The sequence below is a fragment of the Maricurvus nonylphenolicus genome (assembly GCF_042854845.1).
GTDB lineage: Bacteria > Pseudomonadota > Gammaproteobacteria > Pseudomonadales > Cellvibrionaceae > Maricurvus > Maricurvus nonylphenolicus.
Map to the genome: position 1 here is coordinate 5,519,272 of NZ_AP031498.1, position 24,876 is coordinate 5,544,147.

The window sequence follows — 24,876 nt, forward strand, 5'->3', positions numbered from 1 at the left end:
GCCATTCGCTGTGGTGTAACAGGCTGGTAGAATGCCGGCCATGATTAACTTAATAGATGTCAGTGTCCAGCGAGGCGCCAAGCAATTACTGCAAGGCGCCTCGCTGCGTATTAATCCCGGCCATAAACTCGGTTTAATTGGTGCTAATGGTTCCGGCAAATCCACCCTGTTGCAACTGCTGTGTGGCAATCTTGCCGTTGACGCTGGCGATTGCCAGGTTCCCGGTCAGTGGCGCATTGCCCATATGGCCCAGGAAGTCGGCCACAGTGATCGCAGTGCGATTGACTACGTTCTCGATGGTGACAGTGAATTGCGGCGCATTGAAAAAGCCATCAGCGATACGGATGCCGATCAGGGCGATAAGCTGGGCCAACTCTACAGCCAACTGGAAGCCATCGACGGTTACACGGCTAATGCCCGCGCTCAAACCCTGTTGCATGGCTTGGGCTTTCAACCTGAGGATAGCGATAAACCGGTTAGCGCATTTTCCGGTGGTTGGCGCATTCGCCTCAACCTGGCCCAGGCGCTGATGTGCCCCGCCGATTTGCTATTGCTGGATGAGCCAACTAACCACTTGGATCTGGATACCACCTGGTGGCTTGAACAACGGCTACAACAATTTGAAGGTACCCTGGTGATTATTTCCCACGACAGGGACTTTCTCGATAACGTCGTCGATCACACGGTGCATTTGCATAACCAACAGTTAACCCTGTACCGCGGTAACTACTCAGCGTTTGAACGCCAGCGGGCCGAACAACTGGCACAGCAACAAGCTCTGTTCGCCAAGCAACAACAGCAGGTGGCCTCCATCGAAGCCTTTGTTGCTCGCTTTCGCGCCAAGGCCACCAAAGCCCGTCAGGCGCAAAGCCGTTTAAAAGCCCTTGAGCGTTTGGAGATGATTGCTCCGGCGCACGTCGACTCGCCGTTTTCGTTTCGCTTACCCTGTGCAGAGAAAGTTTCCAGCCCACTGCTCAATTTGAGCCACGCGCGTCTGGGTTATGCTGACACACCGATTTTAGATCAGGTGCAATTGAGCATTGCACCCCATACCCGCCTGGGATTATTGGGCCCCAATGGCGCCGGTAAATCGACCCTGATGAAAAGTCTGATGGGCGACTTGGCATTGCTCAATGGTGAACGCACCTGCGGTGAACACCTGGCCATTGGTTACTTTGCTCAGCATACTCTCGAAGCACTGGATATGGCCGCTTCACCACTACTGCATGTGCAACGTTTAAGCCCACAGGCCCGCGAACAGGATATGCGCAACTTCCTTGGTGGTTTTGGTTTTCAGGGCGACCGTGTCGATGAAGTTATTCAGCATTTCTCAGGCGGTGAAAAAGCCCGCTTGGCGCTGGCGTTAATTGCCTGGCAAAAACCCAACCTGTTATTGCTCGATGAGCCGACCAACCACCTGGACCTGGAAATGCGCGAAGCCCTGACACTGGCGCTGCAGGAATTTGCCGGTGCGGTGGTGGTGATTTCCCACGATCGTCACCTGTTGCGCAATACCGTGGATGACTTTGTCGTGGTCATTGATGGCAAAGTGGATGTCTTCGACGGTGACCTGGATGATTACCATCGCTGGCTCGATCAGCGCCATCAACACGAAGACAACTACAGCCAGCAGGAAGCTACAGAAGAGCCGAAACAGGATCGTAAATCGCAGCGCCAGGCCGCAGCAGCGAAACGTCAGCAGTTACAGCCTCTGCGCAAAAAAGTACAGCACGCTGAAAAACAAATGGAAAAACTGCAAGCGAAGCTGGAAAAGGTGGAAACCGAGCTGGCCGATGAAAGCCTTTATACCGACGCCAAGCGCAAGGATGATTTACAACAGCTGTTAAAAGAGCAGGGGGATTTGCGACAGCAGCTTGAGGAAATCGAGGAAGAGTGGCTAACACTCAGTGAAGAGTACGAAGCCTTAAGCCAGGAATAGAGGGGCCAGAAATAGAGAGCTCAGGAATAGGCAGGTCAGACTTTAAGAGGTTCGTTGTTCCTGCATCACACAATGTGAGCAGGAACAACACAAAAGCCTTAAGACGATTGTTTATGCGAAGGCCAACACCTGATCGACCAGCTTGTTGATACCAGCAGCCGTTTCACTGATACGGCTAGCCAGCATATAAGCCGGCGTAGTCACCAGCTTGTTGGCCTCATCGATAACAATATCTTCAACCACACAGTCCTGATGCTGGGCACCGGTGGCATTTACCGCGGCAGCAGTTTCAGCATCCTGGCCGATGGTGCATTTCACTCCTTCACCAAAAATCGCCGCCGACATAACCGGTGCAATGCACACCAGGCCGACAGGCTTACCGGCAGCTTTAAATGCCTGGGCAAAGGCGACAAACTGTTCATTGACGGTTAGCTCTGCACCTTTTACGGCAAAGTCGGACAGATTCTTCGCCGCACCAAAACCGCCCGGTACAATCAACGCATCAAAGTCATTGGCGTTGGCTTCGGCCAGATCCTTAATCTCACCACGCGCCAAACGAGCCGCTTCCTGCAGCACATTGCGGGTCTCACCGGTTTCTTCACCCGTAGCGTGGTTGATCACATGCATCTGATCGATATTGGGTGCAAAGCACTGAACCTGAGCATCCTGCTGATCGAGACGCAACAGGGTAATCACAGACTCGTAAATCTCCGATCCGTCATAAACTCCACAACCCGCCAGGACAACCGCAACTCGTTTTGACATAACACAACCCTTTTTCCAGTAAATCATATAAGCTTAGAATATGTGTATTGTAGGGTGCCTGACTAATATGTCATACCCTTTAAACCCTGACAGGAAGCCAGTTATGCAGCAGTCCACATTACTTACCGTGATTGATCCAACAACTGATGATCAAGCCGCACTCAAGCGTGCCGAGCAGTTAGCCGTCGATACCGGCGCGCAAATCCACGCGTTTTGCTGTACTTACGTGGAAGATATGGCTCATTTCTCTTCCCGCAAGGATGCCAAGCACCAAACGTTAATTGAAACCAAAGAACGTCTGTACAAGCTTACCGCGCCCCTTAAGGCAGAAAAAATCAACGTCTCTATTGAAGCCTACTGGAATGAAGACTGGCAGGAGTCTGTGATACACGCCTGCGGCCGCAGCGGTGCCAATATGGTGATCAAAACCGCATCACCGCATAGTAATATTGCCCGCCAGCTGACCAAAACCTCTGACTTCTCCCTGTTGCGCAATGCCTCCTGCCCCGTGCTGTTAACCCGCAGCGGCAGCCCATGGCAGAATCGCCGTATCCTCGCAGCCGTCGATATTGATTCCAATGATGCCGAACACGACTTGCTCAACAATGTCGTTGTCACTGAAGCGCAAAAACTGGCCAAGGCCACGGGGTTTGATCTGTTTTTAGTCGCAGCGATGGAAGGTAACGCAGACTTCAGTGCTATCTTTAATCTGCTGGAAGAAGAAAAGGATGATGAAACTGAAGCGGAACTGGTGGCTCAGCGCTTTGGCGTCAATCCCGATCGCGTGATTATCGAAAACGGCAGTGCCCGCAAGGTAATCGCCGATACGGCAGCTGATATTAATGCCGATGTGCTGGTGATTGGTACAGTCGCGCGCAAGGGGTTGAGTGCGGCGATTGTCGGTAATACCGCCGAAAAGCTGTTGGATGAATTGGCGATTGATATTTTGGCCGTAAGTTAAGGCGCGCTGAAAGGGCTACGACCCACAGGGTCGGGCCCCACTTAGAAATTACACCGGACTTGGGGTCCGACCCTGCGGGTCGTACCCCATTTCTCTTGCACCGTTTTTTTACAACGAGCAAAACAAAAAAGAGCAGCCAATTGGCTGCCCTTTTCGGTTCTACTAAAACCCAGCAAACTTATTTGGTTTGCATAGTGGTCTCAACAGCACTGATTTCCGCAACAACACGACGGTTGGCCGCACGACCTTCAGCAGTATCGTTTGTCGCAGTAGGTTGCTCTTCGCCGTAACCTTTTGCAGTTACACGATCGGCACCCATACCGTAAGTCTCAACCAGCACTTTCGCTACCGCTTTGGCACGACGGTCAGACAGGTTCTTGTTGTAAGCGGCAGAACCACGGCTGTCAGTGTGACCCTGAACCTCGACCACAGTGTCTTTGTACTGGTTGGCGAAATCAGCAACACGCTTGATCTCATCGAAGTACTCAGGTTTAACCACATCACTGTTGTTATCGAAGTTGACTTTCAACTCAATGCTAACGGCTTTTTCCAGTTTGATGGGGCAGCCATCGGCATCCACTTTCAGGTTTGGCGCCGTATCCGGGCACTTGTCCATGTAGTCGTAAACACCGTCGCCATCGCTATCCAGCGGGCAACCTTTGGCATCAACGGTAACACCAGCGGGAGTGTTAGGGCAGGCGTCCATATCGTCAGTCACACCGTCACCATCGCTATCCAGCGGGCCAGCCGGAGCGGCCGGAGAACCACCAAACTGGAAAGTCATACCCAGCATAGCAGCGTAATCGGTGTCTTCTTCATCCAGGCTGTGGAAAGCACGCAGGTCGGCACGCACACTCCAGTTAGGGTGAATTTCACGCTTTAGGCCGACACCGAAGTTAAGCTGGGTTTCCTCGCTATCGTTACTATTGTCGTAATCGAAATCCATTTCACCCAGGCCGAAGGCCAGGAATGGACGCCAGCCATTGGCTTCGTTGAAGTGGTACAAACCATCAATGCGGTACTGAGTACCATCGACATCTTCGCCGGTGCGATCGTCATCAGTATCAATATCCAGCCACCAGGCTTCAACGGTCCACTGTGGGTTAATCACATAACCGAGGCCCAGAGCCGGTACATCATCATCTTCGAGGTCACGATCACTATCGATAAAGTAACGGCCCATTGCGCCGCTGATTTCATACTTGTGATCATCTGCCAGGGTAGGGGCACTCAGCAGGGCTGCCAGGCCCAGCACGCCGAGCGTCTTGGCGGTCAATTTCATGGTCCTTCTCCTTAGGTCCTTTATTAGGATCAAACTTTTGTTGTGAATCTATTATTACAGCTATTTAACAAAAACGTACAGGCGTTCACGCTATTGCTTTAAGGTCGCTATAAACTGATTGGCTTCTTGAATGGAACTTTCCATGTCTTTAATCAGCACGCTGATATCGCGCTTGAGCCCATTGAATTCCGATTCCAGCGAGGCAATAGCCCGGGCATTGAGGTTGTGTTTGAGGAATAATACCTGATCCTGCAGGGTTGCCAATACCGGCTCCATCTTGGCTTCGGACTGACGCATGGCGCGCAGCATTTTCTTGTAGTGGCTTTGGGTTGAACGGTACTGGGCTTCACTTTGGCGACGCAGACGCTGGTTGGAGTATTTTTCCAGCTCATCGCTCCACTCGTCGAACAGGGCATCGGCGACGCTTTCAACCGCATCAATGCGATCACTTAAAGCCTGGGCATTATCCCGGCTTTCTTCAAACTCGTCATTGAGGGCGTTGTAACTTTTTTCCAGCTCTCCACCATCGAAGTCGATTTCCTGCTTAAAACGCTCCAGCGCTGAAACAAACTGTTCCTTGGCGTCCGTCTGGGCATCCTGCACATCTTCAATGCGGTCTACCAGAATATCGCGCTTATGCACGCCAACTTTTTCCCAGGCGCCATAATAGGCGCTTTCACAGGCTATCAGGCACAGGGATAACAGGGTAACAGCAACAATACGCCAAGACTTCATCTTCACATCCTATCTGTTGGTTGAATCTTTCGGTAGGCCCCGTCACAGAGGCCCGCAAGCATATGCTGGCCAGCTTAACGGTAACTGAACCAGCTTAACAGCGGTAACGTTTTCTATGCGTTAAGCCTTGCGCTCAAACAATACATCCCAAACACCATGACCCAAACGTTCACCGCGCTTTTCAAACTTGGTAATGGGTCGGTAATCCGGGCGTGGAGCGAATTGATATTCGCCACAGCAGTTCTCAAAACCCTCAGCCTCACTCATGACTTCCATCATATGCTCGGCATAGGGTTCCCAGTCGGTGGCAAAATGCATCACACCACCGACCTTTAATTTGGGGCGCAGCTTCTGCACAAACTCCGGCTGTACGATGCGGCGCTTGTTGTGCTTTTTCTTGTGCCAGGGATCGGGGAAGTAGAGCTGGAAGCGATCAATGCTGGCATCGGGAATGCAATCTTCCAGCACATCCACCGCATCGGCCATATAGACTTTGATATTATCGAGCTCGGACTTACCGGCATTGTTTATCAGCCGGCCCACGCCGGGAGGGTGCACCTCGATACCGACAAAGTTCTTTTCAGGCTCATGCTCAGCCATATAAATGAGTGAATCACCCATACCAAAGCCGATCTCCAGCACCAGTGGCGCTTGGCGACCAAACAACTGGGCAGGCTCCACCGCACCGTCGAATAGGCTCAGGCCAAACTGTGGCCACCAGCGATTAAAGGCCTTTTCCTGGCTTTCGGTCATGCGGCCACCGCGCACAACATAGGAGCGGATAGATTTCTTCTTGTACTCGGGCTTGATTTCAAACTCGCCCGGCTGCTGGTTATCAGTCATCAAATAGTCCAATCCAGGGTTACATCATCATCGGATTGTTCAGAGCAGGTACGGCTAAGCAACTGTTGCAGGGTCTCACCCGTGGTTGAGCAGACCCAATTGCCGTCTTTATTCTGGCAATGAAAACCACCAGAGCGGGCCGCCACCCAGATTTCACTCTTGGCGACCTGGCGCGAGACAATCACCTGGCTATCGGTATCTTCACAGGTTACCGTCAAAACACCACTGGCATTCTCATAATCGAGATTTGCACTGCTCTCATCGATAGCTGTGTCTAGAGCCTCTTCGATGGCCGTGAGGGTTTCTTCAACCTGCTGTTCAAAGCTGATATCGCTCATGGGGAACCTGCTGTGGAGGGCCTTTCAGGGCCCGGATGGAAATTGCGCGCAGTATACCACCGTCGCCCAAAAAAACGACGTTTAGGCATCGGCGAATCAGGGCCTAGCCCCTGATATCAGTGATTGTGGCCCTATGCCCGCAACCGGTATACTTGCTGCCTATTTAAACCAATCGTCATCATTTAACTGCTATATAACCAAAATGGAAGCCACAATGCGTCACTTTGCCCTGCTGATTACCACCCTTGTCCTGTTGATGGGTCTTACTGCCTGTGGTCAGAAGGGGCCTTTGTACCTGCCTGAGTCAGCTCCGGCGGACGCTCAAAAACAGCAGTCCAGCGAAGGCTAGGCGCATAACGCGCAGTTAAATGGTCGGCAAGGCTTTGTTTTAAACTCCCTGTCGACCCAGATGTACCCACCCAGTGTAAGAACACCACTATGCAAGATTTTAATTACCGCGACGGCCAACTGTTTGCCGAGCAGGTTTCCCTGACCGATTTGGCCCGTCAACACGGCACGCCAACCTATGTCTACAGCCGCGCGGCTTTTAGTCGCCACTACCAGGATTACGCCGATGCTCTAGGCGATCACCCGGGCATGATCTGTTACGCCGTTAAAGCCAACTCCAATATTGGTGTACTGGGTCTGTTAGCCCAGCTGGGCGCCGGTTTTGATATTGTTTCTGTCGGCGAACTGGAGCGCGTATTACGCGCTGGTGGTGACCCCAATCGCATCGTCTTCTCCGGTGTTGGTAAAACACCCGCGGAGATGCGCCGTGCTTTGGACGTGGGTGTGCACTGCTTTAACGTCGAATCCGAAGCCGAGCTGGAAGTGCTGGCCCAGGTAGCCGCAGCAGAAGGTAAAGTCGCGCCGGTATCACTGCGTGTTAATCCGGATGTAGATGCCAATACCCACCCGTATATTTCCACCGGTTTAAAAGAGAACAAGTTCGGCATCGATATTAAAGAAGCCCAACGCGTTTACCAACGTGCCGCCGAGCTAGACAGCCTGAATGTTATCGGTATCGACTGCCATATTGGCTCGCAACTAACAGAGTTGGATCCCTTTGTTGATGCCTTGGATCGCGTGCTGACACTGGTGGATGAATTAGCTGAGCAGGGCATCCAGATCGAACACCTGGATCTGGGTGGCGGCTTGGGCGTGACCTATAAAGATGAAACCCCACCGCCAGTCAGCGAATATATGGCCGCCATTAAAGCGCGCCTGGGTAACCGCCAGCTGGGCCTGGTATTTGAACCCGGCCGCTCAATTGCCGCCAATGCCGGTGTACTGCTAACCCAGGTGGAATACCTGAAGCCCACTGAGCATAAGAACTTCGCCATTATCGATGCAGCGATGAACGACAATATTCGTCCATCCCTGTACCAAGCCTGGCAGGATATCCGTGCGCTAACACCACGTGACGGCGGCTCTAGTGACGATACCAAAATCTGGGACCTGGTGGGTCCTGTGTGCGAAACCGGTGACTTCCTTGGTAAGGACCGTGAGCTAAACCTTGAAGCCGGTGATTTTCTCGCAGTTATGAGCAGTGGCGCCTACGGCTTTACCATGAGCTCCAACTACAACAGCCGTGGTCGTGCCGCCGAAATTATGGTCGATGGCGATCAGGCTTATGTTATTCGTGAACGAGAGTCCGTTGAGGATCTGATTCGCGGCGAACAGCTTTTACCCAACAGCTAAACGGCAACAGAAGTTAAACAAGGGTTAAATAAGGTGAGAGTACGCTTTACCAAAATGCACGGCCTGGGTAACGACTTTGTGGTTATCGATGCAATCAGCCAACGCATTAAACTCAATGCCGATAAGGTCCGCCGTCTGGCCGACCGCCGCTTTGGTGTGGGTTGTGATCAGGTATTGATTGTTGAAGTGCCGCAAAACCCGGACGTCGACTTTCGCTACCGCATTTTTAATGCCGATGGTTCCGAAGTGGAGAACTGCGGCAACGGTGCCCGCTGTTTTGCCAAATTTGTGACCGACCGCAAGCTGACCGGCAAATCCAGTATTACCGTGGAAACCGCCAACGGTATTATGGTGCTGAATGTACAGGATAACGGTGAGGTATCTGTGGATATGGGGGCGCCTCGTATCCAGCCAGCGGACCTGCCATTTATCGCAGCCGAGCAAGCGGTGACCTACCCACTGCCACTGACGGATACCAGCCTGGAAGTCAGCGCTGTATCCATGGGTAACCCACACGCTGTGACCCTGGTCGACGATATCGACCAGGCACCGGTGGAAAACTGGGGCCCACAAGTTGAATCCCATCAACAGTTTCCACAGCGAGTTAATGCAGGCTTTATGCAGGTCATTTCCCGCAGCGAAGTGAAACTGCGCGTGTATGAACGCGGCGCCGGTGAGACCCTGGCCTGCGGCACCGGTGCCTGTGCGGCCGTAGTAGCCGGACGCCTGCGCAACCTGTTAGACTCGGAAGTACGTGTTCACCTACCCGGCGGCACACTCACTATCCGTTGGGAAGGCAGTGCGGAAGACACTGATCACTCGGTGATCATGACTGGCCCTGCGGCCAATGTCTTCCACGGCCAAGTGAAAGTGTAAGTTCCAGGTTGTAATTTCAAGGTTAAAAGCAGCCCTCGCTTAAGGGAAATATAATAAAGATTATGAGTGATCAAACGCTTGTCGACAGCCAAACACCGGTAACTGAAGCCCAGGTTGCTGACTACCTGCGCAAACATCCGGACTTCTTTGTTAAACAACCTGGACTACTGGCCGACCTTCGCCTGCCCCATGAAAGTGGGGAAGCAGTCTCACTGATTGAGCGCCAGGTATCCGTATTGCGTGAACGCAATATGGATATGCGCCACCGCTTAAGTAAACTGCTCGACAATGCACGTGACAACGACAAGCTGTTTGATAAAACCAAACGCTTGGTATTGGCACTGCTTGAAGGTCAAGACCTCGCCACGACCATTAACTCTTTGTTCTACAGCTTTGATAACGACTTCCAAATTCACTACACAACACTGCTGATTTACGGTGATAAAGACACCCTTAAAGCAGACCGTGCCCGTGTTGTAACCCTCGCCGAAGCCCGGCCTTTTATCGGCAATCTGTTAAAAGCCAATCGCGCCATGTGCGGCACCTTTAGCGAAGAAGAAACCACCTACCTGTTTGGTGAGAACGCAAAAGAGATCGGCTCGGTTGCACTGGTGCCGTTAATTCACGGTAACAGCTTTGGCTTATTGGCGATCGGCAACCGCGACCCACAATACTATCGCTCCAGTATGGGCACTTTATTCCTTAGCTATATTGCCGAAGTGCTTAACCGCAGCCTGCCTCGCCACCTTCCCCGTTAAGTGGCCACTGCCTAAGTTGTTATGACAAACAAGACGATAGCGCTCGACCAAGCCCGCACGGCTTTCGAGCGTTATTTACAATCGGAAAAGCACTGCTCACACCACACCCTCGATAACTACCGCCGCGACCTCAACAAGCTGTCAGCCTATTGCGAACTACAGGGCGTTATTGGCGTTAATGACATACAGAATTTTCATGTGCGCCAGTGCCTGGGCCAACTTCACAGGCAGGGATTAAGCGCGCGCAGTTTGCAACGCTGGTTATCCACATTGCGGACGTTTTTTCGTTTTTGTCAGCGAAACCAGTGGCTGGAGGTTGATCCCACCACCGGCATTCAGGCCCCAAAAGCCAATAACCCGTTGCCCAAAACCCTGGACGCCGATATGGCCGGAGAGTTTGTCGAAGTACAGGGCACAGATTTTATGGCCCTGCGCGATCGCGCCATGCTGGAGTTAATCTATTCCTCCGGGCTGCGTGTCAGTGAAGCGGTCAGTTTGCAGCTGCAGGATATCGATATCAACGCTGGCCAACTGCGCGTTACCGGTAAAGGCAATAAAACCCGTGAACTGCCCGTAGGTCGTCAAGCCCTTGCAGCACTTGAGCAGTGGTACACAATTAGACAGCAACACAGCATTGACACATGCAGTGCAGTATTTATCAGCAAAAAAGGCCAGGGCCTAACCACCCGCGCGATTCAACAACGCTTTAACCAACTGACAGTTAAGCAGGGCATGGGGCAGCCGGTTAATCCGCATATGCTACGCCATTCTTTCGCCAGCCATATGCTGGAATCCAGTGGCGACCTGCGCGCGGTGCAGGAACTTCTTGGCCACGCCAATTTATCCACCACCCAAGTCTATACCCATCTGGACTTTCAACACCTTGCCAAGGTTTATGACCAGGCTCACCCCCGTGCGCAAGGTAAAGATGTAGATTCAGAATAGCCGAGGTCAGCTAACACTTATGTCTCGATTTCATGTTATTACCCTGGACCTCGACAATACCCTGTGGGATCTCGATCCGATTCTATGGCAAGCGGAAGACACTATCTATGAGCTTCTACAGCAACGCTGTCCCGAGGTCACCCAACGTTTCGATAGCACATCTCTGCGCAATGAGCGAATAAAGTTCTGGCAAGCAAATGCCGAATTGAAGCACCAGATAAGTTTGATGCGCCAGAGATCTCTGGCTCACGTGATTGAAGGTTGTGGTTATTCTGCAGAGCAAGCCGCCAACATAAGCGCAGAAGCCTTCGAGTTGTTTTTAACCCTGCGCCACCAGATCACACTCTATGATCATGCCCTGCCACTGTTAACGCAGTTATCAAAACGCTACACCCTGGGGGCATTAAGTAACGGCAATGCGGATTTATCGCGTCTGGGCCTGAATGATTTCTTTCAGTTTCATTTCAGTGCCGAGCAACTCAATGCCAGCAAGCCCGATCCAAAGATTTTTCATGCTGCAATAGAGCACTCAGGTGTCAGAGCAGAGCAAATACTGCACATCGGTGATCACCCCAAGGAAGACATTGCCGGCGCCCAGGCAACCGGTATGGCCACCATTTGGTTTAACAACCGGGGTAAGAGCTGGCCCGAAGACTTAGCCAGGGCAGATGCCGAAGCCCAATGCCTCAGCGATATACCCGCCATCATCGACCAACTAAACCAGTCTAAATAGGTCGACTACAATAGTTGTTCTGTGGTTTTTGTGGGGGATCTGCTGTCACATTAGGAGCGACCTGATCGATCTGGCCGCCTTTGGCCAAAAAGGCCTCAACTTCATCCTCTAACTGTTTGCGGACCTTGTCGCGGGATGAAATGGACAAATCGGCGTCGCGACCGTCTTTGAGCTCTACGCTATCGAGTTCTGAGGTTTTGTTATCCTGAGTGTCATTCTGACTCATTGTGCCACCTGATTCTTTGACGTTAATGCTTGTGGGTAAACATCAAACGCCATTATTTATAGCTCAGAATCTTTGCAGGCAACCACCTTCAAAATAACTTTTTTTAGTTTTTTTTGCTCTAATTTTGCATTACAGGCTTAACAGAAAGTTATTAATTTACCCGCGTTAGATGCTTACACCGATGCAAAACCAACAGGCATAAAAAAAGCCCCGTCAGGGGCTTTTGCAGACAACTGAGACAAGTATAAAAATTATACAGCCTCAGAACCTGTCTCACCGGTACGGATACGGATAATCTCTTCCAGGGTGGTGATAAAGATTTTACCGTCACCAATCTTACCGGTTTGGGCAGCCTTGGTGATGGCTTCTACGGTTTGCTCAACCACAGAATCATCAACGGCCAATTCCAGTTTTACTTTGGGCAAGAAATCAACAACATATTCAGCGCCACGATACAGTTCGGTATGACCCTTCTGACGACCAAAGCCCTTCACTTCTGTCACGGTCATACCCTGTACGCCGATTTCAGACAAAGAGGCGCGAACATCGTCCAATTTAAATGGCTTAATGACTGCTGTGATCAATTTCATAACGCTATTCCTTCGTGGTCTTGCTAGCTCGTCTGCTAGCTTGTTCTTATAAGCTCGATCTGGTCAGCACCAGGATGGAGCATAGCTTACTCCGTTGCGGCAACAGTAGCAATAACAGCACCCGCAGGCCTTGTCCTTAATCAAATAGTCCCTGATCTAATCATCGATAGATAAATGCTTTAGACAATAAAAAAGCCAGCTCGAGAGCTGGCTTTTCGACATAGCTGCTGCAAGCGAGGCTCGCAGCAGGGGGAAAATATGCCTTACTTTGTATCTTACTTGTTGGTGAACTCTGGGTAAGCTTCCATACCACACTCAGCCAGATCAACACCTTCGTATTCTTCTTCTTCGCTAACACGGATACCCATGACAGCTTTCAGAATCATCCACACTACCAGGCTGGTACCGAATACCCATACAAAGATAGTGGCAGCACCAATCAACTGACCGGACAGAGAAGAACCGTCGTTGGTGAAAGGTACCAGGATCAGACCCAGCAGACCTACAACACCGTGCACGGAGATAGCACCAACAGGGTCGTCGATTTTCAGCTTGTCCAGAGTCAGGATGCTGAATACAACCAGAACACCACCCATAGCACCGAACAGAGTCGCTTGCAGTGCAGTTGGGGTAGAAGGCTCAGCAGTAATGGCTACCAGACCGGCCAAAGCGCCGTTGATAGACATGGTCAGGTCGGCCTTGCCGAACAGGATGCGAGCAACGATCAGCGCCGCAATCAGACCACCAGCGGCAGCAGCGTTGGTGTTCATGAATACAACAGCAACGGAGTTAGCAGATTCAACAGAAGCGGTAGCCAGAACGGAACCACCGTTGAAACCGAACCAACCCATCCACAGGATGAACATACCCAGGGTAGCCAGAGGCAGGTTAGCACCAGGAATCGCTTTTACTTCGCCGTTAGGGCCGTATTTGCCCTTACGAGCGCCCAGTACCAGTACACCGGCCAGAGCAGCAGCGGCACCAGCCATGTGAACAATACCGGAACCGGCAAAGTCAGAGAAGCCCAGGTCGCCCAGAGTGTACATACCGAATACAGAAGCACCGCCCCAAGTCCAGGCACCTTCCATTGGGTAGATAACACCGGTCATAACTACAGCGAAAGCCAGGAAAGCCCACAGCTTCATACGCTCAGCAACGGCACCAGATACGATAGACATAGCAGTTGCTACGAATACAACCTGGAAGAAGAAGTCGGCAGAAGGCGCGTAGGTCGCAGGCTCTTCAGCACCGGCTACACCGTCAGCAGTGATACCGTCCAGGAAGGCAGTAAACTCACCGCCGCCGTACATGATGGAGTAACCACACACCAGGTACATGGTGCAAGAAATGGCAAACAGGGCCACGTTTTTGGTCAGAATTTCAGTTGTGTTCTTGGAGCGAACCAGGCCCGCTTCCAGCATGGCAAAACCCGCTGCCATCCACATTACAAGTGCGCCACACACCAGGAAATAAAAGGTGTCTAAGGCGTACTGCAATTCGAAAATGTTATTTTCCATTGCTGTTCTCCGAGGAATTTTTCAACAAACGTTTTTAAAGTATGAATAGAGTGCGGATTACAGGGCGTCTTCGCCGGTTTCACCGGTACGAATACGAATAACCTGATCCAGAGACGATACAAAAATCTTACCGTCACCGATTTTGCCGCTATGAGCTGCTTTGCTCACTGCTTCAACAACCGTGTCTACTTGTCCATCGCTTACAGCCACTTCCAGTTTGGTTTTTGGCAAAAAGTCTACAACGTACTCTGCACCACGGTAGAGTTCGGTGTGGCCTTTCTGACGACCAAAACCTTTTACTTCTGTAACGGTGATACCTTGTACACCGATCTCAGACAGGCTTTCGCGAACAGCATCCAGCATAAAGGGCTTAATAATTGCCGTTACCAGTTTCATGTTGTTCTCCTAAGGGCTAAAAATGCCCGCGACAAGCGCGGGCAGGGAAAGGTATTTCTTACATCAGGTCGAAAGACTTGCTTACGTCGATTACGAAGTAGCCGTCGCCGGAACCTTCCTCATCTTGCAACAAGGTTCCATCGTTTACTTTGACATTACGCTTCTTACCCAGAGTCGCAGATACATCCAGACCAACTACTTCACCAGAAGCAGAGATTTCAATGTAGTCGTACTCATTTTTCGCATTAACAGTATCCAGGTCAGCTTCGTAGCTACCGTACTTGATACCAAAGATGTCACCGCTGTAGCTTACTGCCCAGAAGTCGTAGTCGTATTCTTCATCGACGGTGTTATACAGGTCATCATCTTTGTCATCGTTGTTGTCTTCACCGTTAGCATATTCCACAGCAAAGCCTTTAAAGCCAGCAGACAACACCCACTCATCCTCATACACGCTGGAGTAGGTATACTCGTAGCGGGTATAACCCAGACCTAAAGACAGGCCATTTTCAAACTCAAAACCGTAACCGGCGTAGAAGTCTACTTCCAGACCGCCATCATCAGTATCGTTACCGTCGTCAATTGCCCACATACCGGCGTAGAAACCACCGAACTCGGCATCAACACCGCCGTAAGCGCCGGCATCACCCAGCTCTTGACCACGGTAGTAGTACTCAGTAACAAAACCGGCATTTGCAGAAACAGCCAGCTTGTCTTCAGCCATAGCTGGAGTCGCTACCAGAGCCCCAGAAGCCAATGCGATAGCGGCAGCAAGTTGAGTCATTTTTTTCATTTTGTGCTTTCTCCTTAATCGTTGTTTAAAACCGTGAAGCCTGGTTGTTAATTTGGATGCTTAATTAAGAGCGATCTTCTTATTGCAAGCTCTAACGGTTGGCTCATGTGATTGCACATAGTGGGCCAACTATTAAAAAACCTTAAAAATCAATAAGATACAAAATAACGCCCCAAATATGAGCGTTGCCCTCACGGTGTGCCTGCAGCCAACGCCCCAAAAACGGACACCAATCACAGACACTTCAACTTTTAGCACAAAAATGGTGCACCACAAGTTCTGAGGCTTTTTAAGTGCCAGTTAGTTACAATAACCTCACCATCAAGACTGCTATCTATAGGCATAAGCCATGCTGTTTTCCCAACTATCTCAAACCCTGTTTAACGAGCTGCGCCAAGCCGTACCCAGCAGCGTATCCGACCTACCGGAACAGGAGTTTCGCGCGCTACTAGAAAGCCTGTTACGTAAGATGAATCTGGTATCGCGTGATGAGTTCGACGCCCAACAGGCCGTATTGCAACGCACCCGCAGCAAGCTGGAAGCATTGGAACAGGAATTGGCGCAACTGCAGGAAAGCCTGGCGCAAGACAAAAACGCCAGCTGAGACCTGGACCCTTCAGTGATGACGGAGTAGAGTAACTCCACCCTAAAGACAGCAAGGATTGCGTATGTCTCTCGCCGTGGTTCATACCCGCGCCAAACTGGGCATTGAAGCCCCTCTGGTTACCGTCGAAGTTCACCTTTCCAACGGCCTACCCTCACTTTCTATCGTTGGCCTGCCTGAAACTGCCGTTAAGGAAAGTAAGGATCGCGTGCGCAGCGCCATCCTCAACAGCCAGTTTGAATTTCCCGCTCGACGCATTACCGTCAACCTGGCCCCCGCCGATTTACCCAAAGAAGGTGGACGTTTTGACCTGGCCATAGCGTTGGGTATTTTGGCGGCCTCCGATCAAATTCCCACGCAGCAACTGGAAGATTACGAAGTGCTGGGCGAGCTGGCCCTGTCCGGTGAGCTACGCCCGGTTAACGGCTGCCTGCCTGCGGCCATTGCCAGCAGCCATGCCGAACGCAAGCTGATATTGCCCCGTGATAATGCACTGGAAGCTGCACTGTGTAAGGGCGCAGAGATACTGGAAGCGCGGACTTTGTTAACGGTGTGCGCCCATTTGCAGCAACGAGAACTGTTACCCGTAACACCTCATGCACACTTGGGGAACACACAACAACGCTCAGAAAATGATCTTCGCGACATAAAAGGCCAGGCGCACGCAAAAAGGGCATTGGAGATAGCCGCCAGCGGCGGTCACCACCTGTTGCTGTATGGACCTCCGGGCACAGGCAAAACCATGCTAGCCTCACGCCTGACAGATATACTCCCCCCGCTGACAGAAACAGAGGCACTGGAAGTCGCTGCTGTACAATCGGTCAGTGGCCGTCACACGCTTACCCAATATCCCTCAAGACCTTTTCGAGCACCTCACCATACGGCTTCGGCTGTAGCCTTGGTTGGCGGCGGCAGCCAGCCCAAGCCCGGGGAGATATCCCTGTCGCATCGCGGCGTATTGTTTCTTGATGAATTACCGGAATACAGCCGCCAAGTACTGGAAGTTATGCGCCAACCTTTGGAAAGCGGTGAAGTGCAAATATCCCGAGCCGCAGCACAGGTACGCTACCCAGCCAACTTCCAGTTGATCGCCGCGATGAATCCCTGCCCCTGTGGTTACGCCAATAACAGCGACGGCAAACACCTGTGCCGCTGCACACCGGATCAAGTACTGCGCTACCGCAGCAAGATTTCCGGGCCGCTGCTCGATCGCATCGACTTACAGGTGGCTGTACAGGCGCTAAAATCAGGCGAGCTCTACGGGGAAGCCAGCGGCGATAACAGTAAAACCGTGCAAACGCGGGTGACGGCCTGCCGCCAGCGACAGCTGGAGCGGCAACAAAAATCGAATGCGGATTTAGTCAGTCGCGAGCTGGATCAGTACTGTCGGCTACAGCCAAAGCAACAACACCTGTTACAGCAGGCCGTAGAGCGCCTGGGGCTTTCTGCGCGAAGCAGTCACCGCATTATCAAGGTGGCGAGAACCCTGGCCGATATGGAAGTCTGTGAAGATATTGAGGATAAACATTTGATGGAAGCCCTTGGCTACCGAACCTTCGAACGCCAAGCGACCCCTGCCTGCGCCTAATGGGCCAGCAGGGGTTCACCTTCAAGACGCTTGGAAACACTGTCAAAATTCAGCGGCTTGCAGAAATAGAAACCCTGGGTTTGATCACAGTGGAACTCACGCAATAACGCCAGCTGCTCACTGCTTTCCACCCCCTCGGCAATCACCTCTTTACCCAGACTGTGGGCCAGGGTAATCATGGCTTTTACCAAACTGGCATCTTCGGATTTGCGGGTGATATCACGCACAAACCCCTTGTCTACCTTGATGGTAGAGATAGGCAAGCGCTGCAAGTGCAGGAAGGAAGAATAACCGGTACCAAAATCATCCAGTGCAAAACGGCAGCCCAGCTGCGCCAGGGCGCGCATACACAGCGCCACCAGATCCATATTTTCCATCACTGCCGTTTCTGTAATTTCAAACTCCAGCAGGCGCGGGTTTATATCGGTTTCCTGGGAGATTGTTGCGATTCGCTCCACCAGTTTCTCATCGTTAAACTGCCGCAGCGATAAATTAATGGCCATGACTACCGGAGGCAATCCGGCCAGCTGCATGCGCTTTAGATCCTGGCAGGCACGGTGGATAGCCCAATAACCTAAAGGCACAATCAACCCGGTATCTTCCGCCACGTCCATAAATTCACTGGGACATACCAGTCCTCGTTCCGGATGGCTCCAGCGCAGCAGTGCTTCCACCCCCAGAATTTCACCGGTTTCAATATCTACCCGCGGCTGGTAATAAAGGCAAAACTCATCACGCCGCAGAGCGCGGCGCAGCTCTGACTCCAGCAGCAACTGTCGGCGGGCCTCGATATTCATCGAATCGGTAAAGAAGCGGTAGGCACTGCCTTCAACCAGCTTGGCCTTGTACATGGCCATATCGGCATTTTTTTGCAGAGTATCGATATCCATGCCCGCCTCGGGGTAGACCGCAATACCGATGCTGCAGCCAACCACCACCTGGTGACTACCAATTTGGTAGGGACGGGAGATAACCTCCATCACCTTCTCGGCAATATGGGCAATATCGGCGGTAGACTCGGTGTGCTCCAATAATATGGTGAACTCGTCACCACCAATGCGCGCCACTGAATCACTCTTGCGCATACAGGCGCGCAGTCGCTCGGCACAGGCACGAATCAATTCGTCCCCGGCATCATGACCAAAGCTGTCATTGACCTGTTTAAAACCATCCAGGTCCAGGTACATCAGGGTAAAACTTAATGAGTCCCTAGCCGCAAGCTGGATGGCGTGATCCAAACGGTCGCGAAATAAAATACGGTTGGGCACATTGGTTAAATGATCATAATGGGCCAGTTTTGCCAACTTATATTCGGCCGCCTTACGCTCTATGGCGTAGCGAATCGTACGTTCAAGCAACTGGTAATCGATATGGCCCTTAATGAGGTAGTCGGACGCGCCGCGGCGGATGGCTTCGCGGTCAACCTCCACCTCCATCTCATTGGTCATCACAATGATGGGCACCTTGCAGCCTTGCGACCGGGCGCCATTTAACAGATCCAGGCAGTTTTTTTCACCCCAATGGTAATCCAGCAGAATTACATCATAGGTATCGGACAGAATCTGATCGAGAGCATCCTCGAGACTATCAATCCAGGTGAGTTGGTAATCGGTATGGTGAACCTGGGTCAGCAGATGGCCTACCAGGAGATATTCGGCATGCTCTTTATCTATCAGTAGTATCTTTATGATGGTATCCATGAGCTTGCCCTTCTGCGAGGGTTCATGTCCCTATGTTTATTATTTTTAAATCTGACTTTTTGCGCCTGTCGCGCGCAGTTATTAATTTTCCCTATGACTAAACCCTACACCAGGGTCAGCCATGAATAAACCTGGGCCTATCTTATATGACAAAGTAATTACTTCCCTATTAATTTAGCTTCTTTCTGCTATATATCCAGCCTCCTGAATATTGCCTGCGGTTATTGATATAGGAAGTTGGTACAATGTGCGGCTTTCTCTCATTCCACTATCAATCTCCACTACAGGTCGTATTCTGTGGCACAACTCAACCCCCGCCAACGCGAAGCCGTGCACTATATTGATGGCCCCTGTCTGGTACTGGCGGGTGCTGGCAGCGGCAAAACCAGTGTGATTACCCGCAAGATTGCCTACCTGATTGAAGAATGTGGCATGGCTGCACGGCATATTGCCGCCGTGACCTTTACCAACAAGGCTGCCCGGGAAATGAAAGAGCGGGTAACCTCCCTGGTTAAAGGACCAGCCAGTAAGGGACTGACGGTATCCACCTTTCATAATCTGGGGCTCAATATCATTCGCCGTGAGCATAAAACCCTGGGTTACAAGTCCAACTTTTCTATATTCGACGCTGAAGACGCACGTGCGCTGCTAAAAGAGCTGATGATGAAGGAGGGTGACTTTAATACCGACCACCTGGATATGGTGCAGAATCAAATATCCAACTGGAAGAACGACCTCACCACACCGGATGCCGCCATCAGCAAAGCCAACAGTAGCGGTGAAGAGATGATGGCACTGGTCTACAAACGCTACAACCAGGCACTGAAGGCCTATAATGCGGTCGACTTTGATGACCTGATTCTGGCCCCGGTACAGCTGTTTATCGATCACCCGGATGTGCTGGAACGCTGGCAGAAAAAAATCCGCTACCTGCTGGTAGATGAATATCAGGATACCAACTCCAGCCAGTACCTGTTGGTTAAACAACTTGTCGGTGGCCGCGGCGGCCTGACAGTGGTAGGGGATGACGACCAGTCGATCTATGCCTGGCGTGGCGCACGCCCGGAAAATATGTCGCTGTTGAAAAAGGATTATCCCAGCCTCAACCTGATCAAGTTGGAACAAAATTACCGTTCTACTAGTCGCATCCTGAAAACCGCCAACCACCTGATTGCTCACAACCCCCACGAGTTCGATAAAGCGCTGTGGAGTGAAATGGGTATGGGCGAGCCCCTGCGCCTGATCCGCTGTGCCAATGAAGAAGCCGAAGCCGAGCGAGTTGCTACCGAGATTTTTTTACAGCGCCAGCGCCGCCAGATTAAGTTCAGCGACTTTGCCATTCTCTATCGCGGTAACCACCAGGCGCGGTTGCTGGAAATGAAACTGCAGCAACACCAGATCCCCTACAAGCTCAGTGGCGGTCAGTCATTTTTTGGCCGCACAGAGATTAAAGACATCATGGCGTACCTGCGCCTGATTATGAATACCGACGATGACAATGCCTTCTTGCGGGTGATCAATACACCCCGGCGCCAAATCGGCACAGGTACATTGGAATCCTTAAGCCGCTACGCTACAGAACGGGAAGTCAGTCTGTTCGATGCCACCCAGGAAATGGGGATTCAAAGCCATATCCCGAAAAAGAACCTGGAACGTATTCAGCGTTTTGCCCACTGGATTGGCCAGGTGCGCGACAACGGTGAAAACGACCCCATAGGCGCAGTGCGGGAGATGATCGAAGATATCGATTACGAAGGCTGGCTGCACCAAAACGCCAGTAGCCCCAAAGTGGCCGAAGGGCGTATGGGCAACGTCTGGTTCCTGGTCGATTCGATTAAATGGATTATCGAACGCTTTGAAGAAGACGGCGAAGAAGCCAGCCTCGAAGCTGCAGTCGCCAAGCTGTTGTTACGCGATATGCTCGAACGCCAGGAAGAAGAAGAGGAAATGGATCAGGTCCAAATGCTAACCCTGCACGCATCCAAAGGCCTGGAATACCCCCATGTGTTTTTGGTGGGCATGGAAGAAGACCTGCTGCCGCACAGAACCAGTATTGAAGAAGATAATGTCGAGGAAGAACGACGCCTGGCCTATGTGGGCATAACCCGCGCAAAACGCACGCTGACCATGACCCTGGCTGGCAAGCGCAAAATGTACGGCGAAATTATGGAAACCACCCCCAGCCGTTTTATCGATGAACTCCCCGAAGAAGATCTGGAGCGGGAAGGTTTTGGCGATCACTGTCCGGATTTAAATCAATCCCGCGGCGAGGAAACCCTCGACAATATTTTGAGCATGTTTGACGATTTGTAACGAATACGTGATCATGCTCGCTGCTCAGATCACATGTAGACATTTTGTAGAATAGGACTCTTATGTTATTTCGTCACATCACCATAGTCGCTCTGTCTTCCCTATTATCCGTTTCCGCTCTTGCTGATCGCAATGCCACCGGTGACGATGGCCGCAAGATTATTCTTAAACAGGACGGTAGCTGGGAATATGCCAACACCGACCGCTACGCCACCTCTGAAGACGGTACCCGTGTACGCTTAAAAGACGACGGCCAATGGGAGTTTATTGGTAACGCACCGGTAAAAACCGAGCAGCAGTTCCGTGAAGAAAGCCTGGATATCAATCTCTCTCAAGTGATCACCGAGTTCGCCAAATCCAAGGTTCCTGGGTCGAAAAATACCCGCATCCGCTCCAATACCATTTTCTCCCTCAATGTGGATATCTCAAGTTACAGTGACACACCTATCACGGCTGACATCAATGATTTTAGAGGCCTAACCGTCAGTGATAACCGTGGTAACGAATACGACGTGATTGCAGTCACGCCGCAAAAACAACAGCTGGAGCCAGGCAGCAAATACGCCTATGAAATCCGTGTCGACGGCTCGCCAAAATTCAATGTGGGCTTTTTTAATATCAAAACCATTACCCTGAATATTGATGCTGCAGTATTCCGCACCAATTCAGATATCTCTCTGAGTCTGGATGCCGATGAAATTTTGCAACGCCGTGTGAGTAAGCTGTAACGCTTTTTCAGCACAACAAAAAAAGGGATGCTCTGCATCCCTTTTTTATTTTTTGTGAAGCAACCCAGGCTATTCAGCCAACGCCGCCAACTGCAACTCGTTTAACTCGGCAATTCCTTTCTTGGCCAACACCAGCATCTTGCCAAACTCCTCCTCGGTAAACGGCTCGCCTTCGGCTGTGCCCTGAATCTCGATCATGCCGCCATCATTGCCCATCACAATATTCATATCGGTTTCGGCATTGGAGTCTTCCGGGTAATCCAGATCCAGTACTGCTTCACCTTCATAAATACCGACAGAGATAGAAGCGATCATACGTGCCAGGGGCTCACCTTTTACCTTGCCAGCCGCCTTCAAACTGTTGATAGCATCAGCCAGGGCGACACAGGCACCAGTAATCGATGCAGTACGGGTACCACCATCGGCCTGAATTACATCGCAATCGATGGTAATAGTGACTTCACCCAGAGCTTCCAGGTCCACCGCTGCACGCAGTGAACGGCCAATCAGGCGCTGAATTTCCACGGTGCGACCGCCCTGTTTGCCGCGCGCGGCTTCACGGCCCATACGGGTACCGGTAGAGCGGGGCAGCATACCGTATTCCGCCGTGATCCAACCGCGACCTTCACCGCGCATAAAACGCGGCACACCGTCTTCGGCGGAAGCGTTACAGATCACTTTGGTATCGCCGAATTCAACCAGCACCGAACCTTCAGCGTGTTTAGTGTAATTGCGGGTGATGCGCACATCGCGCATTTGGTCAGGCTGGCGGCCGGAAGGTCTTTGCATGGTGATACCTTGAATCGTATTGAAGAGGATTTAATCGGCCATTATAGCGGCTGGCCAGTCACTAGTCGCCTGACATTATTCAGAGCTGCCACAGGATTGTGATACCATCCCAGCAGCTTGTTTTATCGAATGGAATTTTGCCTATGCCTTGCAGCATGACGGGATTTGCCCGCCAGGAACGCCAATGCCCTTGGGGCACTCTGGTGTGGGAAGTACGCAGCGTCAATCACCGCTACCTGGAACCCCACTTCCGCATCCCCGACAGCCTGCGTGAGCTGGAACCGAAACTTCGCGACAGCCTGCGCAAGCAATTGCACCGCGGCAAGATCGAAGCCAGCTTTCATCTGCAGCTGAACACCGTCGATGAAGAATCCTCAGGTCTGGAAATCAATATGCCGCTGGTGCAGCAACTGACCCAGGCGATTGAAACCGTTGAGCTGCAAATGGCCAACTCCTCGGCCGTCAGTGCACTCGATATTCTGGGCTGGCCCGGTGTGATCAGCGAGCGCCAGCTGGATAAAGACGCACTACTGAGCGAAGCCCTGTCTCTGTTTAGTGAGGCACTAAAAGGCCTGATCGAGCACCGCCAGCGCGAAGGCGAAGAACTGAAAAACCTCATTGAGCAGCGCCTGCAAGGCATTAACGAGCAAGTCACCCAGGTACGCGCCAAATTGCCCGGTATTCTTCAGGCCCAACGGGAAAAGCTGCAGGAAAAACTGGAAAGCATTAAAGCCGAGCTGGATCAGGACCGCCTGGAACAGGAAATGGTAATCCTGGCCCAGAAGGCCGATGTCGATGAAGAGCTCGACCGCCTCGATACTCATGTCGCCGAAGTTGAGCGCACCCTCAAGCAAAAAGGCAGTATTGGCCGCCGTCTCGACTTCCTGATGCAGGAACTTAACCGCGAAGCCAACACCCTGTCGTCCAAGTCGATCGTCAGTGATACCACCCAGGCAGCGGTGGAGTTAAAAGTTCTGATTGAGCAGATGCGCGAACAAGTCCAGAATATCGAATAATCTGCTGAGCGCTTCAGCACCCGATAGCCTAGTAATAAGTACATACAGCAAGGCAAGAGAAGCTTATGAGCACACGCGGTACCCTTTATACCGTTTCCGCCCCCTCCGGCGCGGGAAAAACCAGCCTGGTGAAGGCACTGATTGAGTCCACAGAGGCTATCTGTGTATCCGTCTCCCACACCACCCGGACTATTCGTCCCGGTGAGACCGACGGCGTTAACTATCACTTCACCGACAAAGATACGTTCACCCAAATGATGACCCAAGGAGCATTTCTGGAGTCTGCCGAAGTATTTGGCAATTTCTACGGCACCTCCCAGCAGTGGGTAGAAGACACCCTCAATAGCGGCCAGGATGTGATCCTGGAAATTGACTGGCAGGGCGCCCAGCAGGTACGCCGCCTGCTGCCGGATACTGTGGGTATCTTTATTTTGCCTCCCTCACGCGAGGAGCTGCACAAGCGCCTGACCGGCCGTGGCCAGGACGATGACTCCGTCATCGATGCTCGCATGCAAGAAGCCATCAGCGAAATGACCCATTACGTGGAAGCCCAGTACGTAGTCATCAACGATGATTTTGACCAGGCCCTGGCTGATTTTCGTGGCATTATCCTGGCCCAACGCCTGACCCTGGACAATCAGCAACGCCGCCACGAGCAATTATTGGCTGACCTGCTGTCTTAATTCTGCCCTGAAGCCCCATTTATCGGGCTTCAGCAGTTGTTTTGGCTGGTTGTTTTG

26 protein-coding genes are annotated in these 24,876 nt (G+C 51.7%); 14 read left to right on the plus strand and 12 right to left on the minus strand.

Going from position 1 to position 24,876, the window contains the following annotated elements; all coding sequences use genetic code 11:
- The first annotated feature begins 40 nt into the window (after window positions 1–40).
- The gene (locus ACGHZ6_RS23990) at window positions 41–1,939 is read left to right on the plus strand and encodes an ATP-binding cassette domain-containing protein (protein ID WP_390616606.1); all 1,899 of its coding nucleotides are present in this window, start codon (window positions 41–43) and stop codon (window positions 1,937–1,939) included.
- A 111-nt stretch (window positions 1,940–2,050) separates the two neighbouring features.
- Here the strand turns inward: ACGHZ6_RS23990 and elbB are convergent, their stop codons facing one another.
- On the minus strand, window positions 2,051–2,704 hold the full coding sequence (gene elbB / locus ACGHZ6_RS23995; protein WP_390616607.1) for an isoprenoid biosynthesis glyoxalase ElbB: 654 nt from the start codon (window positions 2,702–2,704) through the stop codon (window positions 2,051–2,053).
- Between the two features lie 103 nt (window positions 2,705–2,807).
- Here elbB and ACGHZ6_RS24000 point away from each other — a divergent pair, with 103 nt between their 5' ends.
- A complete protein-coding gene (locus ACGHZ6_RS24000; RefSeq protein ID WP_390616610.1) occupies window positions 2,808–3,665 on the plus strand; it encodes a universal stress protein in 858 nt (285 codons plus the stop codon).
- A 178-nt stretch (window positions 3,666–3,843) separates the two neighbouring features.
- Here the strand turns inward: ACGHZ6_RS24000 and ACGHZ6_RS24005 are convergent, their stop codons facing one another.
- From ACGHZ6_RS24005 to cyaY, 4 genes are all read right to left on the minus strand, one after another.
- Complete coding sequence (locus ACGHZ6_RS24005; RefSeq protein ID WP_390616611.1) at window positions 3,844–4,947, minus strand: OmpA family protein; 1,104 nt, start codon at window positions 4,945–4,947, stop codon at window positions 3,844–3,846.
- 90 nt (window positions 4,948–5,037) lie between these two features.
- Window positions 5,038–5,682, minus strand: coding sequence for a DUF2959 domain-containing protein (locus ACGHZ6_RS24010; RefSeq protein ID WP_390616612.1), 645 nt, complete (start codon window positions 5,680–5,682; stop codon window positions 5,038–5,040).
- 120 nt (window positions 5,683–5,802) lie between these two features.
- Window positions 5,803–6,492, minus strand: coding sequence for a tRNA (guanosine(46)-N7)-methyltransferase TrmB (gene trmB / locus ACGHZ6_RS24015; protein WP_390619209.1), 690 nt, complete (start codon window positions 6,490–6,492; stop codon window positions 5,803–5,805).
- A gap of 32 nt (window positions 6,493–6,524) precedes the next feature.
- Window positions 6,525–6,863, minus strand: coding sequence for an iron donor protein CyaY (gene cyaY / locus ACGHZ6_RS24020; RefSeq protein ID WP_390616614.1), 339 nt, complete (start codon window positions 6,861–6,863; stop codon window positions 6,525–6,527).
- A gap of 214 nt (window positions 6,864–7,077) precedes the next feature.
- Between cyaY and ACGHZ6_RS24025 the strand changes: the two genes are divergently transcribed.
- The 6 genes from ACGHZ6_RS24025 to ACGHZ6_RS24050 all read left to right on the plus strand — a co-directional run bounded on the left by ACGHZ6_RS24025 (window position 7,078) and on the right by ACGHZ6_RS24050 (window position 11,876).
- Window positions 7,078–7,212 carry an LPS translocon maturation chaperone LptM gene (locus tag ACGHZ6_RS24025; RefSeq protein WP_390616615.1) on the plus strand — a complete coding sequence of 45 codons (135 nt, stop codon included), beginning with the start codon at window positions 7,078–7,080 and terminating at the stop codon, window positions 7,210–7,212.
- Between the two features lie 89 nt (window positions 7,213–7,301).
- A complete protein-coding gene (lysA, locus tag ACGHZ6_RS24030; RefSeq protein ID WP_390616616.1) occupies window positions 7,302–8,564 on the plus strand; it encodes a diaminopimelate decarboxylase in 1,263 nt (420 codons plus the stop codon).
- A 33-nt stretch (window positions 8,565–8,597) separates the two neighbouring features.
- Window positions 8,598–9,440 carry a diaminopimelate epimerase gene (gene dapF / locus ACGHZ6_RS24035; protein ID WP_390616617.1) on the plus strand — a complete coding sequence of 281 codons (843 nt, stop codon included), beginning with the start codon at window positions 8,598–8,600 and terminating at the stop codon, window positions 9,438–9,440.
- Between the two features lie 62 nt (window positions 9,441–9,502).
- Window positions 9,503–10,198, plus strand: a complete 696-nt coding sequence (locus ACGHZ6_RS24040) for a DUF484 family protein (RefSeq protein ID WP_390616618.1) — start codon at window positions 9,503–9,505, stop codon at window positions 10,196–10,198.
- 21 nt (window positions 10,199–10,219) lie between these two features.
- Window positions 10,220–11,143, plus strand: a complete 924-nt coding sequence (xerC, locus tag ACGHZ6_RS24045) for a tyrosine recombinase XerC (protein WP_390616619.1) — start codon at window positions 10,220–10,222, stop codon at window positions 11,141–11,143.
- Window positions 11,144–11,162: 19 nt separating this feature from the next.
- Entirely contained in the window at window positions 11,163–11,876 is a 714-nt protein-coding gene (locus ACGHZ6_RS24050) for an HAD family hydrolase (RefSeq protein WP_390616620.1), read from the plus strand.
- On the opposite strand, the gene ACGHZ6_RS24055 is transcribed toward ACGHZ6_RS24050, so the two are convergent.
- The 5 genes from ACGHZ6_RS24055 to ACGHZ6_RS24075 form a co-directional block, all read right to left on the minus strand.
- Window positions 11,869–12,102 (minus strand): hypothetical protein, encoded by a 234-nt coding sequence (locus tag ACGHZ6_RS24055; RefSeq protein ID WP_390616621.1) that lies wholly within the window; start codon window positions 12,100–12,102, stop codon window positions 11,869–11,871. The two genes, ACGHZ6_RS24050 and ACGHZ6_RS24055, sit on opposite strands and share 8 nt — an antisense overlap.
- Before the next feature lie 251 nt (window positions 12,103–12,353).
- Complete coding sequence (locus tag ACGHZ6_RS24060; RefSeq protein WP_390616622.1) at window positions 12,354–12,692, minus strand: P-II family nitrogen regulator; 339 nt, start codon at window positions 12,690–12,692, stop codon at window positions 12,354–12,356.
- Between the two features lie 275 nt (window positions 12,693–12,967).
- The gene (locus tag ACGHZ6_RS24065; protein WP_390616623.1) at window positions 12,968–14,209 is read right to left on the minus strand and encodes an ammonium transporter; all 1,242 of its coding nucleotides are present in this window, start codon (window positions 14,207–14,209) and stop codon (window positions 12,968–12,970) included.
- Between the two features lie 57 nt (window positions 14,210–14,266).
- Window positions 14,267–14,605 (minus strand): P-II family nitrogen regulator, encoded by a 339-nt coding sequence (glnK, locus tag ACGHZ6_RS24070; protein ID WP_390616624.1) that lies wholly within the window; start codon window positions 14,603–14,605, stop codon window positions 14,267–14,269.
- Window positions 14,606–14,663: 58 nt separating this feature from the next.
- On the minus strand, window positions 14,664–15,398 hold the full coding sequence (locus tag ACGHZ6_RS24075) for a TorF family putative porin (RefSeq protein WP_390616625.1): 735 nt from the start codon (window positions 15,396–15,398) through the stop codon (window positions 14,664–14,666).
- 349 nt (window positions 15,399–15,747) lie between these two features.
- Between ACGHZ6_RS24075 and ACGHZ6_RS24080 the strand changes: the two genes are divergently transcribed.
- Complete coding sequence (locus ACGHZ6_RS24080; RefSeq protein WP_390616626.1) at window positions 15,748–16,002, plus strand: accessory factor UbiK family protein; 255 nt, start codon at window positions 15,748–15,750, stop codon at window positions 16,000–16,002.
- Between the two features lie 64 nt (window positions 16,003–16,066).
- Entirely contained in the window at window positions 16,067–17,590 is a 1,524-nt protein-coding gene (locus ACGHZ6_RS24085) for a YifB family Mg chelatase-like AAA ATPase (RefSeq protein WP_390616627.1), read from the plus strand.
- On the opposite strand, the gene ACGHZ6_RS24090 is transcribed toward ACGHZ6_RS24085, so the two are convergent.
- On the minus strand, window positions 17,587–19,290 hold the full coding sequence (locus tag ACGHZ6_RS24090) for an EAL domain-containing protein (RefSeq protein ID WP_390616629.1): 1,704 nt from the start codon (window positions 19,288–19,290) through the stop codon (window positions 17,587–17,589). The two genes, ACGHZ6_RS24085 and ACGHZ6_RS24090, sit on opposite strands and share 4 nt — an antisense overlap.
- A 297-nt stretch (window positions 19,291–19,587) precedes the next feature.
- On the opposite strand from ACGHZ6_RS24090, the gene rep reads away from it, so the two are divergent.
- Entirely contained in the window at window positions 19,588–21,603 is a 2,016-nt protein-coding gene (rep, locus tag ACGHZ6_RS24095) for a DNA helicase Rep (protein ID WP_390616630.1), read from the plus strand.
- A gap of 62 nt (window positions 21,604–21,665) precedes the next feature.
- Window positions 21,666–22,331 (plus strand): hypothetical protein, encoded by a 666-nt coding sequence (locus ACGHZ6_RS24100; protein WP_390616631.1) that lies wholly within the window; start codon window positions 21,666–21,668, stop codon window positions 22,329–22,331.
- 69 nt (window positions 22,332–22,400) lie between these two features.
- On the opposite strand, the gene rph is transcribed toward ACGHZ6_RS24100, so the two are convergent.
- Window positions 22,401–23,120, minus strand: coding sequence for a ribonuclease PH (gene rph / locus ACGHZ6_RS24105; RefSeq protein ID WP_390616632.1), 720 nt, complete (start codon window positions 23,118–23,120; stop codon window positions 22,401–22,403).
- A 143-nt stretch (window positions 23,121–23,263) separates the two neighbouring features.
- On the opposite strand from rph, the gene ACGHZ6_RS24110 reads away from it, so the two are divergent.
- Together ACGHZ6_RS24110 and gmk are read left to right on the plus strand one after the other, a co-directional pair.
- On the plus strand, window positions 23,264–24,136 hold the full coding sequence (locus tag ACGHZ6_RS24110; RefSeq protein WP_390616633.1) for a YicC/YloC family endoribonuclease: 873 nt from the start codon (window positions 23,264–23,266) through the stop codon (window positions 24,134–24,136).
- A 65-nt stretch (window positions 24,137–24,201) separates the two neighbouring features.
- Window positions 24,202–24,819 (plus strand): guanylate kinase, encoded by a 618-nt coding sequence (gmk, locus tag ACGHZ6_RS24115; protein ID WP_390616634.1) that lies wholly within the window; start codon window positions 24,202–24,204, stop codon window positions 24,817–24,819.
- Window positions 24,820–24,876 lie beyond the last annotated feature (57 nt).